Origin of the sequence: Bradyrhizobium sp. PMVTL-01 (assembly GCF_051861855.1) — a bacterium.
Lineage (GTDB): Bacteria > Pseudomonadota > Alphaproteobacteria > Rhizobiales > Xanthobacteraceae > Bradyrhizobium.
Genome location: NZ_CP193982.1, coordinates 8,043,664 through 8,057,037 on the forward strand (window position 1 = coordinate 8,043,664; position 13,374 = coordinate 8,057,037).

General features: G+C 63.5%; 11 protein-coding genes. 8 read left to right on the plus strand and 3 right to left on the minus strand.

The features are described 5' to 3' along the window. Positions 1-185: 185 nt before the first annotated feature. On the plus strand, positions 186-1,208 hold the full coding sequence (locus ACRQ5Q_RS38775) for an LLM class flavin-dependent oxidoreductase (RefSeq protein ID WP_439371523.1): 1,023 nt from the start codon (positions 186-188) through the stop codon (positions 1,206-1,208). Between the two features lie 195 nt (positions 1,209-1,403). On the opposite strand, the gene ACRQ5Q_RS38780 is transcribed toward ACRQ5Q_RS38775, so the two are convergent. Both ACRQ5Q_RS38780 and ACRQ5Q_RS38785 read right to left on the minus strand, forming a co-directional pair. Then, on the minus strand, positions 1,404-1,859 hold the full coding sequence (locus ACRQ5Q_RS38780) for a hypothetical protein (protein WP_439395056.1): 456 nt from the start codon (positions 1,857-1,859) through the stop codon (positions 1,404-1,406). 10 nt (positions 1,860-1,869) lie between these two features. Continuing rightward, a complete protein-coding gene (locus tag ACRQ5Q_RS38785) occupies positions 1,870-2,088 on the minus strand; it encodes a hypothetical protein (protein ID WP_439371525.1) in 219 nt (72 codons plus the stop codon). A gap of 615 nt (positions 2,089-2,703) precedes the next feature. Between ACRQ5Q_RS38785 and ACRQ5Q_RS38790 the strand changes: the two genes are divergently transcribed. The 3 genes from ACRQ5Q_RS38790 (at position 2,704) to ACRQ5Q_RS38800 (ending at position 8,496) form a co-directional block, all read left to right on the plus strand. Then, a complete protein-coding gene (locus ACRQ5Q_RS38790) occupies positions 2,704-7,527 on the plus strand; it encodes an NAD-glutamate dehydrogenase (RefSeq protein WP_439399944.1) in 4,824 nt (1,607 codons plus the stop codon). 57 nt (positions 7,528-7,584) lie between these two features. Continuing rightward, positions 7,585-7,905, plus strand: coding sequence for a hypothetical protein (locus ACRQ5Q_RS38795; RefSeq protein WP_439395058.1), 321 nt, complete (start codon positions 7,585-7,587; stop codon positions 7,903-7,905). A gap of 282 nt (positions 7,906-8,187) precedes the next feature. Continuing rightward, positions 8,188-8,496 carry a DUF1330 domain-containing protein gene (locus ACRQ5Q_RS38800; protein WP_439371527.1) on the plus strand — a complete coding sequence of 103 codons (309 nt, stop codon included), beginning with the start codon at positions 8,188-8,190 and terminating at the stop codon, positions 8,494-8,496. A 286-nt stretch (positions 8,497-8,782) separates the two neighbouring features. On the opposite strand, the gene ACRQ5Q_RS38805 is transcribed toward ACRQ5Q_RS38800, so the two are convergent. Next, positions 8,783-9,688: a LysR family transcriptional regulator gene (locus ACRQ5Q_RS38805; RefSeq protein ID WP_439395060.1), complete on the minus strand. Its 906-nt coding sequence runs from the start codon at positions 9,686-9,688 to the stop codon at positions 8,783-8,785. Positions 9,689-9,801: 113 nt separating this feature from the next. Between ACRQ5Q_RS38805 and ACRQ5Q_RS38810 the strand changes: the two genes are divergently transcribed. The 4 genes from ACRQ5Q_RS38810 (at position 9,802) to fabG (ending at position 13,152) form a co-directional block, all read left to right on the plus strand. After that, a complete protein-coding gene (locus ACRQ5Q_RS38810; RefSeq protein WP_439371529.1) occupies positions 9,802-10,701 on the plus strand; it encodes a sterol desaturase family protein in 900 nt (299 codons plus the stop codon). Next, entirely contained in the window at positions 10,698-10,895 is a 198-nt protein-coding gene (locus ACRQ5Q_RS38815) for a (2Fe-2S)-binding protein (RefSeq protein ID WP_439371530.1), read from the plus strand. Before ACRQ5Q_RS38810 ends, ACRQ5Q_RS38815 begins: the two co-directional genes overlap by 4 nt. Before the next feature lie 64 nt (positions 10,896-10,959). Next, positions 10,960-12,405 carry a coniferyl aldehyde dehydrogenase gene (locus tag ACRQ5Q_RS38820; protein ID WP_439395062.1) on the plus strand — a complete coding sequence of 482 codons (1,446 nt, stop codon included), beginning with the start codon at positions 10,960-10,962 and terminating at the stop codon, positions 12,403-12,405. Positions 12,406-12,474: 69 nt separating this feature from the next. Next, positions 12,475-13,152 (plus strand): 3-oxoacyl-ACP reductase FabG, encoded by a 678-nt coding sequence (gene fabG, locus ACRQ5Q_RS38825; protein ID WP_439395064.1) that lies wholly within the window; start codon positions 12,475-12,477, stop codon positions 13,150-13,152. Positions 13,153-13,374: the final 222 nt, after the last annotated feature.

The window sequence follows — 13,374 nt, forward strand, 5'->3', positions numbered from 1 at the left end:
GCGACGTTCATCCGCGACTTGCCGCTCGTCGTCAGGGTTATGGTCCACAGCTGGTCGATGATCCCGGGGCCTTTGGAAGCACAATCTTTGCCGAAATCACCGGCGAATGTCCCGAAAAATGTTCGTGCCCAACTTTCCTCCGCCGACCTATCGCAAACATTTGCGATCATGCTTACCTTCCCTTCATGAAAAAGATCGGATTCCTCTCCTTCGGGCACTGGACGCCCTCGCCGCAATCGCAGACCCGCTCTGCGGCGGATACGCTGCTGCAATCCATCGAGCTTGCGGTCGCGGCCGAGCAGCTCGGCGCGGACGGCGCCTATTTCCGCGTGCATCATTTCGCGCGGCAGCTGGCCTCGCCCTTCCCGCTGCTCGCGGCCGTCGGTGCCAAGACGAGCAGGATCGAGATCGGCACGGCCGTGATCGACATGCGCTACGAGAATCCGCTCTACATGGTGGAGGATGCCGGCAGCGCCGACCTCATCGCCGGCGGCAGGCTGCAGCTCGGCATAAGCCGCGGCTCGCCCGAGCAGGTTATCGACGGCTGGCGCTATTTCGGCTACCGGCCGGCCGAGGGCCAGAGCGACGCCGACATGGGCCGCCGCCACGCCGAGGTCTTTCTCGACCTCTTGCGCGGCGAAGGTTTTGCCGAGCCCAATCCGCAGCCGATGTTTCCCAACCCGCCGGGCCTCTTGCGCATCGAGCCGCATGCGCCAGGCCTGCGCGAACGGATCTGGTGGGGCGCCGGCTCGAATGCCACGGCGGTGTGGGCGGCGAAGCTCGGCATGAACCTGCAAAGCTCGACGCTGAAGAACGACGAGACCGGCGAAGCCTTTCACGTGCAGCAGGCCGCGCAGATCCGTAGCTTTCGCGCCGCCTGGAAGGAGGCCGGCCACAGCCGCGAGCCCCGCGTGTCCGTCAGCCGCAGCATCTTTGCGCTGATGGACGATCGCGACCGTGCCTATTTCGGCGGGGAGCGCGGAGGCGAGGACCAGATCGGCTTCATCGACCCGCGCACGCGCGCGATCTTCGGCCGCAGCTATGCGGCCGAGCCGGATGTGCTGATCGAGCAGCTGCGGCAGGACGAGGCCATTGCCGAGGCGGATACGCTGCTGCTGACGATCCCGAACCAGCTCGGCGTCGCCTATTGCGCGCATGCGATCGAGGCGATCCTGACGCATGTCGCGCCGGCGCTGGGATGGCGATGACGCGCGGGCAATCGCTGCACGACCTGAGGTGACGTCGACTTCGGCCGCCACCTTGACGATGATGGGTCGGATCAACAGCGCTTGTTACAAGGCACGATCCGCCTCGATACGTCAGGAATGGGTCAGCGTCGGCAGCGCCCTGTCCCTCACGCCGTGCCAGCCGACTTGCCCGGCAGCTTTCGTGTGCCGCCCGGTTCAGCCGCCGCTCAGGCTGTGGCTGATGCGCGTCACGATGCGGTCCCATTGCCGCTTCTCCGCCGCGGGATAGTTGATCAGCACGCAATGCACGTAGCGGCGCGAGAAGTTGCAGCGGTCATACCAGATCGCGCCGCGCTTGACGCTGGAGACCACGAAGAACCCGGGCGTGATCCGTTTATAGATGATGCCAGGCGGCGGGTTCTTCCTGGCCAGGAACTCGGCCGGCGAGAGGCCTTGATCGGGAACGGCCTGCACCGTCAGATCGGCGCGGCCGTCCGACGTGCGAAACCGCTCGCCGTAGCCATCAGGCTTCCCGGCCGGCTCGCTGAAGATCGACACTGGAATGTCGACCGCCGTTCCGGATTCCGCAATCCGGTAGGTGGTCCAGCTCTCCGCCCGGGCGACGGACGATGCCGCACAGAGTGCAACGATCACGGCAACTGCGATCTTCATGTCGGCCTCATCAATTGCGCGGCGCCAATTGCAACTCCATCAGGGCGATCCTCTGCAGGGTGGCGGGGTCACGTTCACCCGAACCCGCCGTGCGCAGGATGGACTCGGCGAGTGCATTGACATGCGCGGAATGCACGGGCTCCGGCAGGGTCGCAACCGCAGCTTCAAGCGCGGTGGTCATCGCCTCGATCACCTCGGGAGAGAATTCGGTGCCGGCAAAGTTCTTCATCGTGCGGACCCGCTCCAGGTACGAGCCGCCTGCTCAACGTCGGGAAAAAATGGAAGTTCCTTTCGGGCCGGCGTGCGATGACCCGCCTCGCATCGACGCCTTCGGGCTGCGACGAAACACTGCACCGGCCGTCCGAACCGATTCCGCAGTGTGCAGCTCGGCGACGTTCCGGTAGCTAGTGAGGCGCCACGGCCGATAAAGATGGGCGCTCCGGGTTCGTGCCATGCTGCTGTTGCCGAGCAAGCGTTCCGATCGCGGTCGCGCCTGGTGAGCAGCCATGCGACGACGTCTCCCGCGCAGAAAAGGCAGGTTCTGGGGTGCCCAGTTTTGGGCTGAAATGGCGCGCCATTCAGAATAAAAAGGCGAACTCATATACACTTGAAATTCCTCGTCATTTTGCAGAGCACCAAATGACGATGGTCGTCGGCACCGATCTTCCTCCCCGAACGCGCGCCTCACAACTCCCGCGCCATGACGGCTGCGGAATGCTAATATCGTCGAGGCCGCAAGACCGGAGATTCGCCGAGGCGATTGAAACGCGGTCAAGAAGATGCGCTCGAAGAGGCGCGCTCCAAGAACAATGCCCGACCGTCATTGCGGCTCGTCGGCCGGGAAATGGAGGACGCTATGGCATGGCGTGACGACAAGGCCCGGGCAACTCTGATCCGCGAGGCAGCAGGAAGCGTGCAGCCGGGCAAGGCTCCCCAAAGCTTTGCCGAGCTCCTGTTCGCCTTCACCAATGTCGAGGATCTCGCCAGTCACGATGCCTCCTCGCTTGCCTTCCTGGCGGAGCAGGCCTGGGAGCATGTGCAGCGGCGCACGGCGGGCCGTGCCGATATCCGCGTCGTCAATCCGCTGATGCCGGACGGGCGCGAGATCTCCGTACTCGAAATCCTCAACGACAACATGCCTTTCCTGTTCGATTCCACCATGGCGGAGCTCACCGAGCAGGGCATCGAAGTCAGCCTCGTCGCTCACCCCATCATCGCGGTGGAGCGCGATGACCAGGGCAGGCTCCTGCGCTTCTACGGCGAGGCACTGCCGGAAGGGGCAAAGGGCGCGCGCGAGAGCCTGATTCACCTCCACATCACCCGCCTCGACGCCGACGCGGACCGCGAGAGGCTGATTGACGGCCTCACGAGGACATTGAGCGACGTGCGTGCCTGCGTCGCGGACTGGCGCGCCATGCGCGACCGCGTCGAGGGCGCGGTCAAGACGTTCTCGTCCAGTCCGCCGCCACTGCCGATCGACGAGGTCGCCGAGGCCAACCAGTTCCTGCAATGGCTGTGCGCTGACAATTTCACCTTTCTCGGCGTGCGCGAATATCGCTTCTCGCCCGGCCGCGATGCGTCGGACGACATCACGACCGCCGAGGGCCTCGGCATCCTCCGCGATCCCGATGTGAAGGTCCTGCGCCGCGGCAGCGAAATGGTGGTGATGACGCCGGAGATTCGCGAGTTCATGCGCGAGCCGACCCTGCTCATCGTCATCAAGGCCAATGTGAGCAGCCGCGTCCATCGCCGCATCCGGATGGATTATGTCGGCATCAAGCTCTATACGCCCGACGGCCGGCTCGAGGGTGAATTGCGAGTGGTCGGCCTGTTCACCTCGGGTGCCTATACGCGCTCGGCACGACAGATCCCCTATGTTCGCCACAAGGTATCGCGGGTGCTCCAGCGCGCCGGCTTCGACCCGAACAGCCATTCCGGCAAGGCTCTCCAGCATATTCTCGAGGAATATCCGCGCGACGAACTATTCCAGATCGACGTCGATACCCTCTTCGACTTCGTCATGGAGATCCTGATCCTCTATGAGCGCCCCCGCGTCCGGGCGCTGGCGCGGGTCGACAGGTTCGATCGCTTCGTTTCCATCCTCGTTTTCATTCCGCGCGACAAATACGACACCGACGTGCGCATGCGCGTCGGCGCCTTCCTGGCGCAGAGCTACAAGGGGACGCTGTCGGCCTCCTACGTGTCCTTCCCGGAAGGAGCATTGGCGCGCGTCCACTACATCATCGGACGCTATGGAGGCAAGACTCCCGCCGTCGAGCGCGCCACTCTGGAAGCCGGGATCAGCGCCATTGCCGCGACCTGGGCCGACAAGTTGAAGGCCGCGCTGGCTGCGTCGACCGATGGCATGCGGGCGCGCATGCTCGCAAATCGCTACGCCCAGGCCTTCAGCGGCGGCTATACCGAGGCTTCCACGGCAGAACAGGCGGTCGCCGATATCGCCACCATCGAGAAGCTCACGCCAGCCCGCCCGGTGACGATTTCGGTTCACCGCTTCGCGGAGGATGATCCCAGACGCTTCGGCCTCAGGGTGTTTTCGGATGCCGCACCGCTGTCGCTGTCCTACCGCGTGCCGGTGATCGAAAATCACGGCCTGCGCGTGGTCAACGAACGCACCTATCAGATCGTGCCCGGCAACAGGCCCGAGCCGGTCTGGCTGCACGACATGACGATCGAGACCAGCGACGGCCAGCCGATCGAGATCAGCCGGGACTTCAGCCATCGCCTGGAGGCCTCGATGATGGCGGTGATCACCGATCGCGCCGAATCCGACGGGTACAATGCCTTGATCCTGCGCACGGCCCTGGGCTGGCGCGAAATCTCGACCATCCGGGCGCTGTCGCGCTATTTGCACCAGATCCGCGCACCATTCACCCAGGACTATATGTGGGAGACCTTGCGCAAGAACGCCGCGATCACGGCCAACCTCGTCGCGCTATTCCAGGCCCGCCGCGATCCGCGCCTCGTCCTGACCGATCGGGAACGTTCGGCGCGCGAGATGACTCTCCTTGCCGAGATCGAGGAGCAGCTCAAATCCGTCGCCTCGCTCGATGAAGACCGCATTCTGCGCCGTTTCACCAATCTGGTGCAGTCGACCATCCGCACCAATCTGTGGCAGGTCGGCCCGGACGGACATCCGCGCCCGGTCATCTCGTTCAAGTTCGACGCGCGCCGGATCGACGATTTGCCGGCGCCGCGACCGCTCTACGAAATTTTCGTCTATTCACCGCGTGTCGAAGGCATTCACCTGCGCTTCGGCAAGGTCGCGCGCGGTGGCTTGCGCTGGTCCGATCGGCCGCAGGATTTCCGCACCGAGATCCTCGGCCTCGTGAAAGCGCAGCAGGTCAAGAACGCCGTGATCGTGCCGGTCGGCGCCAAGGGCGGCTTCGTGCCCAAGCGACTGCCGCCGCCCTCCGATCGCGAGGCGTGGCTCGCGGAGGGCACCGAAGCCTATCGCATCTTCGTGCGCTCGCTGCTCGAACTCACCGACAATCTCGACGGCGACATCGTGGTGCCGCCCGACTTGACCGTGCGAAATGACGGCGACGACCCCTATCTGGTCGTCGCCGCCGACAAGGGCACCGCCACCTTCTCCGACGTCGCCAACGCGATCTCGGCCGAGAAGAACCATTGGCTCGGCGATGCCTTCGCATCCGGCGGCAGCCAGGGCTACGACCACAAGAAGATGGGGATCACGGCGCGCGGCGCCTGGGAGGCGGTCAAGCGCCACTTCCGCGAGCTCGGCACCGACATTCAGACCATGCCTTTCACCGTGGTCGGCGTCGGCGACATGTCCGGCGACGTCTTCGGCAACGGCATGCTGCTCTCGCCGGCCACGAAGCTCGTTGCGGCGTTCGATCACCGCGACATCTTCATCGATCCCTCCCCCGACCCAACAACCAGCTTCACCGAGCGCAAGCGCCTGTTCGACCTGCCGCGATCGAGCTGGCAGGACTACGACAAATCGCTGATCTCGCAGGGCGGCGGCGTGTTCTCGCGCGCGCTCAAGGCGATCCCGCTCTCGCCGGAGGTACGCGCCCTGCTCGATCTCGACAAGGACCAGGCCACGCCCTTCGAGGTGATGACCGCGATCCTGAAAGCGCGCACGGACCTGCTGTGGTTCGGCGGCATCGGCACCTATATCCGCTCCTCCTCGGAAAGCGACGATCAGGCCGGCGACCGCGCCAACGATCCGATCCGCATCACCGGGACCGACGTTCGCGCCAGGGTGATCGGCGAAGGCGCCAATCTCGGCGTCACCCAGCGCGGGCGCATCGAAGCGGCGCAGAAGGGCGTCAAGCTCAACACCGACGCGATCGACAATTCGGCCGGCGTGAACACGTCCGACCTCGAGGTCAACATCAAGATCGCATTGGCGCGCCCGGAGCGCGAGGGACGCCTCAGCCCGGCTGACCGCAACACCCTGCTTGCCGCGATGACCGGTGAAGTCGGTGCGCTGGTCCTGCGCAACAACTATCTGCAGACGCTGGCGCTCTCGCTCGCCGAACGCAAGGGCATGGCCGAGACCGGCTTCCTCATGCGCCTGATGCAGTCGCTCGAGCAGCGCGGCCTGCTCAGCCGCGCCGTCGAATTCCTGCCTGACGACGCCGCGATCGCCGAGCGCACGCGACGCGGCCAAGCCTTGACACGGCCCGAGCTTGCGGTGCTGCTCGCCTACGCCAAGCTGACGCTCTACAGTGACCTGCTCGAAACCGGCGTGCCTGATGATCCTTATCTCGCCCGCAGACTGTCCCTGTATTTTCCGCGCGAGATTGTCGACAAATTCCCGGCCGCGGTCGAGCTCCATCGCCTCCGACGCGAGATCATCGCGACCAGTCTCGTCAACGCCGTGATCAACCGCGGGGGCCCCGCCTGCATCGTACGCCTGACCGACGAAACCGACGCCGATATCTCGACCATCGTCATGGCCCAGGTGGCGGTGGACGCGATCTACGAGCTCAGGCGGCTCAATGACGGAATCGACGCGCTCGACACCCTCATCGACGGACAGTTGCAGCTCGGCCTCTACGCGGCGATCCAGGATCTCCTGCTCTCCCGCATGGTCTGGTATGTGCGCAATGTCGATTTCAAGGACGGTCTCAGTGCAGTGATCGCCCGGTTTGGCCCTGCCGTCCGTGAGGTCGCAGCCTCGCTCGACAGCGCCCTGCCACCGGACTTGCAGGCCGCGCGCAGCAAGCGCCGGCAGGACCTGATCGATGCCGGCGTCCCGACCGGACTGGCCGGCGACCTGGCCGACCTCGACGCCCTGGTCTCGGCCCCTGATATCGTGACGGTCGCCGAGCGCACCGGCCGCAGCATCGGTGATGCCGCCGCGACGTTCTTTGCCGCCGAGGCCAATTTCCGTCTCGACCGCATCATCGCCGCTGCGCGCAGCGTGCCGGCCAGCGATCATTTCGAGCGCCTCGCCATCGACCGCGCTGTCGACCTGATCGCGGCTGCCGAAAGACGCCTGGCCGCGGACATGCTGACCATTGGCCAATCCGGTCAGCAGGCTGCGGAGAGCTGGCTTGCAGCTCATCCCGAGGCGGCGCGCATCCGCCGTACGGTCGAGGAGATTGCCGCCGGCGGCCTGACGCTCGCCAAGCTGATGGTGGCGGCGAACCTGCTGGGGGACCTGGTCAAAGCCTGAGGGCGTGCGAAGCAGCGATGCCAGACGTGCAATACTCGCGCAGGACGGAGGAAGCCAATGATCCACGCCACTTGCCATACCGCTGACAATGTCCGCTGCATCGAGTTCGATGCCACGCCCTGGTTCAGCGAGGCCGATGCTCCGAGCATCATCGATTTGGCCCAACGAGGATGGACCAGCGCGGCGATTGCAGAGTCGCTCGAGCATCAACGAGGATACGAAGGCTTGCACGACCTCGTCGAATATGCGGTAAAGCGACTGCAATCGGAATCCCTGGAGGACCCGACCTGGGAAACCTTCGAATGCGTCGTCGATGGACCCGAGGCCATCGCCTGGCTCAGGCAGAACCGGCCCAACGTCGCGGCAAGGATCCCGTAAGCCAGAGAAAGAGCAGCAAGGGCCGCCATTGACTGGCGGCGTCGCAAGCGAAGCGGAAATGGCGCGCCGGTCAGACCAAAACTGCGAACGCGTATGTGATTGAAGTGGCGATCTAAAATCTGGCTGGTTGCGCGTACGCCTAAACCACTGTTGCGCAAAAGAGGCGTCCCGGTGTCCGCTTCGCGCCCGCCAGAGGTCAACCCGACGCAACCATGCACCGCAGAGCAATTTAACTCCCAGCGGCCCCTCTTGATTTGAGAATGCAAAGATGTGGAGGACAACATGCCGAACGGGTATTGGATCGGGCGCATCGATGTGATCAAACCCGAATATACCAAAGCCTACGGCCCCGCCCTCGCGGCGGTGCTCCGCAAATACCACGCGAAATTCTTGGTGCGGGGCGGCACCTTCGAGGCGGTGGAGGGCAAGGCGCGCGACCGCAACATCGTGATCGAGTTCAAGGACTACGAAACCGCGCTCGCCTGCTACCGCTCACCTGAATACACCAAGGCGAGGGCACTGCGCGCGGGCGCCGTGGACATCGATATCATCGTGATCGAAGGCTACGACGGCCCGCAGCCCACGGATTGAGCCCCTCTTTGGCGGCGCGCACCACGCACTGAATTTGCCTCGTAGGTCGTTCGCACCGCCGAATGTCTCCTTCTAACCCATCGCTTCAGTAAGGGCGCAGCAACTCAGTAAGGACGCAGCAACGAGATGTCCGGAGCTGGCGGTAAACCGGCAGCGCCCGATCGCTGGTCAAACGGCGCTTGTGACCCAAACCGGAAGTTTGCTGGCTCCAAGCACCGTTGCTTATTTGACCGCTTCAAGAGGTCGGTATTCCGCACCGGACCATGCGTCGAGTGATGTAAGGCGTTTACACGTTGATCTCGCCGGCGGCCCGCACAATCGCGGCAATGGCTGCGTTGGCTGCCGGCGACGAGGTTCTCCCTCGTAAGCGCACGATGCCGGTGCTCGACGGCGGCGACAGCCAGCCCTGCACGACAAGCCGAACGAGCGCGCCGGACTCCAGTTCCTCTCGCACCGCCGCGTCTGTCGCGCCCAGAACGGTATCGGTGGTGAGCGCGACAGTCTTGAGCATGCCGTAGTTGTCGCACTCGAGCGCAATGGTGGCATCCTGGCCCTCAGGCAGGCCCAGCAAAGCGGCCAGTTCGACCGTTGAGGGGCTCAGCAGCTTAGGTACCGCAAGACCGTACGCCCAGACTTCCCGCAGCGTGTGCTCGCGCCCAGCCAGCGGATGGCCTGCCCGCACATACAGGTTACCCGGTTGTCCCCCGATCTGCTGGATGTCCAGCGCGGCCTCCCTGGGCATGTCGCTCACATCGGCGGCGAAGAACTCGATGTTCTCGGTACGCAGGCTCTCCAGCAACTGCATTGAGTTGCCGACCTCCATGCGCAGTGCCAATTGCGGGTGCTGTCGGCGCAGCGCCACAAGCGCGCGCGGCATCAGGGTGGCCGTCAACAGCGGCCCTACACCGAAGGCCGCGTCGCCGAGCTGGCTACCACGGTAAAGATCCACGTCGCGCTGTAGACAACGTGCCTCGAACAGCAGCTTGCGCGCCCGCTCGATGACGAATTCGCCGGCCGGGGTGGGACGGACATCACCGACGTCGCGGTCGAAGAGGCGGATACGCAAGTCGCTCTCGATAGCCTGGATGCTGCGGCTGAAGGCGGGCTGACTCAGGTGGACGGCTTCGGCGGCGCGGGCGAAGTGCAGAGTGTCGGCAAGGGCGACGACGTGGTTCAGGCGGCGCAAATCCATTGTGTTGCATGCCATGCATCAAGACAATGAAAACTATGCATTGGACGCATTATGAGGGCAATCCTAAAGTCGCGCTCAAGAGAAAAACATCAGAGCGATAGGAGACGCCTAACGTGAGCTCGCAACTGCAATACGTCCTGATCGGCACCCTCATCCTGGGCTTTGCCGCCATGGAGTTTGTCAGCCGGCGGTATCAAACCACCGTGCAAGAAAACGCGACAGCCAACGACACGTGGCTCGAGGTGCTGATGTTCGTCAGCCTGCTCGCCATCACCCAGCCGATCGCACTGCTGGGCAGCAACGCGCTGTGCAACTGGCTGATGCCCGCGCAGCACAATGCCTGGGCCGACCTGCCGTGGTGGGCCATGGCCGGCCTGCTGCTGATCGGCGATGACCTCACGCAGTACCTCTGGCACCGCGCCTCGCACTCGCCGCTGCTATGGCCGCTGCACCGGGCGCATCACAGCGCGGCCTACATGAGCGTGCGCATTACCTTCCGCAACAACTTCTTCTACTACCTGATGATGCCGGGCCTGTGGATCAGCGGCGTTGCGGTCTACCTTGGTTTCGGCCCGGTCTACGCGGCGTATCTGGTGGTCAAGCTGGCGGTCATCCTGGGCGCGCACTGCGCCTGGGCGTGGGACGCGCCGCTGTACCGCATCCGCGTGCTACATCCGCTGATGTGGGTGCTGGAGCGCACCATCTCCACACCGGCCACGCACCAGGCGCACCACGCGCTCACCAACGCGGATGGCATCGGCCACTACAAGGGCAACTTCGGCAACCTGCTATTCTTCTGGGACGTGCTGTTCGGCACCGCGCATATCACACGCAAATATCCGGCCAAGGTCGGCCTGCAGGACGACATCCTGTTTGGCCCGGAGCGCTGGACGACGCAGATGTTCTACCCGCTGGTCCACTCCAAGCGCGAGCATTCGGCGCTGCGCTCCGGCGGCTATGGCTTCACCGAAGCCGACCTACGAACCGAAGCTAAACAGGAGACTGGGCGATGATCGTCTGTTCTTGCAATGTGTTCAGCGACCATCAGGTGCGGTCAGTGGTCGCAAAAGAGGAGCGACGGCCCCGTATGAGCGAGGTGTATGCCTGCCTCGGATGCTGCGCCCAGTGCGGCCGCTGTACTCACGCTATCAAGCGGATCATGGATGAAAGGCCCGGCCCCGTTCATGCGAACGCAAGCATGCACTAACTCGGCATTGATAAGGTCACGCGCTCGCCCTCGAAACGCGAAAAACCAAACGAAAGGGAACATCATGAACGTGCCTTTCAATTCCCGTTCGATCGACATTCCCACTGAATTTCAGTCCTGCTTTGACAAGCAGCGTGCGGCTTATCTGGCGGCGCCGGAGCCATCCCACGATCAGCGCATGGCCGACTTGAAAGCGCTCGCGCAGCTCCTGAAAGACAACAAGGATGAGCTGGTCGCAGCGATAAACGCTGACTACGGCAACCGGTCTGAATTCGAGACCCTGTTTGCCGAATACTTCGTTGTCCTCGAAACAATCGCCAACTCCGCCAAAAATTTGAAGAAGTGGATGAAGCCGCAGCGCAGACGCGTCGACTTCATGACCTATCCGCTCGCGCGAAATCGTGTCATCCCGCAGCCGCTCGGCGTTGTCGGGGTCATCGTTCCCTGGAATTTTCCGCTCAATCTCAGCTTTTGCCCGCTCGCAGCGATCCTGGCGGCCGGCAATCGAGCGATGGTCAAGATGTCGGAAAATTCAAAAGCGCTCGCCCAGGTTCTGATGCGCATTTCCCCAAAGTATTTTCCGAGAGAGAAGCTTGCCTTTTTCGACGATGGGGGCGGACGAGGTCCGGGATTCTCGTCATTGCCCTTCGACCATCTGCTTTTCACGGGATCCGGTGCCACCGGGCGCTCGGTCATGGCCAACGCGGCCCGCAACCTCACGCCTGTCACGCTGGAACTGGGCGGCAAGGCACCTGCGATTGTTGGGCCTGACTTCTCGGTCAAAACAGCGGCGGAGCGCATTCTCTGGGTGAAGATGTTCAATGCCGGTCAGATCTGTACGAATGTCGACTACATGTTTCTTCCCAAAGGAAGTGAGGACGAGTTCGTCCGCCATTGCCGCAAACTGTTTGCCGACCGCTTCCCGGACATCAATGGGCAGGACTACACGTCGATCATCGACGAACGGTCTTTCACGCGGCTGCAGGCGACGCTGGAGGATGCCCGTACAAAGGGCGCGGTCCTGGTCAATCTTGCGGAACAGCAGATTCCGGACGCGAAGCGTCGCAAATTTGCACCGCATCTCGTGCTAAATCCGACGGAAGACATGATTGTCATGCAGCGCGAGATCTTTGGCCCGATCTTGCCGATCAAGACGTATGCAGATCGGCGGGAGGTCGCCGACTATATCAATAGTCACGACCGCCCGTTGGCAATCTATCCATTCACTCACAATGCCGAGCTGCGCGACTTCTACATCTCGCGGGTCATGTCGGGTGGCGTATCGGTCAATGAAGCTCTCCTGCACGTCGGCCAGCACGACCTGCCATTCGGTGGGGTCGGGGCGAGCGGCATGGGCCATTACCACGCGCGCGAGGGGTTCAACACTTTTTCAAAATTGCGCCCGGTCTTCTACCAGGGCCCTCTCTCGCCGATTCAAATGCTATTTCAGCCGCCCTACGCCGGCCGCCCAATGAGCGTCCTGCAGACGATGATCAAGTGGAAGACGTGACGCGGTCGCTCGATCCTCCTAACCATAACGCTGCGGCCTGGATTCATTCTCATTCGCGCGGAGACCATCATGAAGGGTAAAGTCGTTGTCATCACCGGCGCGCTGGGCGCGCTTGGCAAGGTGGTCGCCGCGGAAGCACATTCGCGGGGCGCGCGCGTCGCGGGCATCGATCATGCGGCGCCGCAGTTCGCGGCAACCGAGCGGATCGAACTCGGCGGCGTTGACTTGACCGACGCCGCCCAGGCGAAAAAGGCGATCGATGCCGCGGCGGCGCATTTCGGCGCAATCGATGCGCTGATCAATATTGCCGGCGGTTTTACCTTCGAGACCATTGCCGACGGCGATGCCAAAGCCTGGCAGCGCATGTACGCTCTCAATGTCGAGACGGCGCTGAACGCTACCCGCGCCGCGATCCCGCATCTTCTCAATTCGCGCGCGGCCCGCATCGTCAATATCGGCGCGATGGGCGCACTGCAGGCCGGCTCCGGCATGGGTCCTTATGCGGCGTCGAAGGCGGGCGTGCACAAGCTGACGGAGTCACTTGCTGCCGAGTTGAAAGGCAAGATCACAGTGAACGCGGTGCTGCCCTCGATCATCGATACCGCGGCAAACCGCGCCAGCATGCCGAAGGCCGATCCCGCCAAATGGGTCGCGCCGAGGGAACTCGCCGATGTTATCCTTTTCCTGGCAAGCGATGCCGCCAGTGCCGTCACCGGCGCGCTGCTGCCGGTCAACGGACGGGTCTGACGCGCCCTTACGCCGCTACCAGACGCTCCGCTTGCCGGCCAGCGCGGTGGCTTCGCATTCCATAGGTGCCGGAAAAACCGATGCCGACCCCGAAGACCAGACATTCGCCATGGCTCAGGACCGCTGTGGCCCCTGAGACTTACAGTCTGGCGGAATGTCCGGTTTGCGCCAACAGCTGCCCTTCCCGCGAGGTCGCAGCTTGACCGGTGGCGGAAGTCGGGC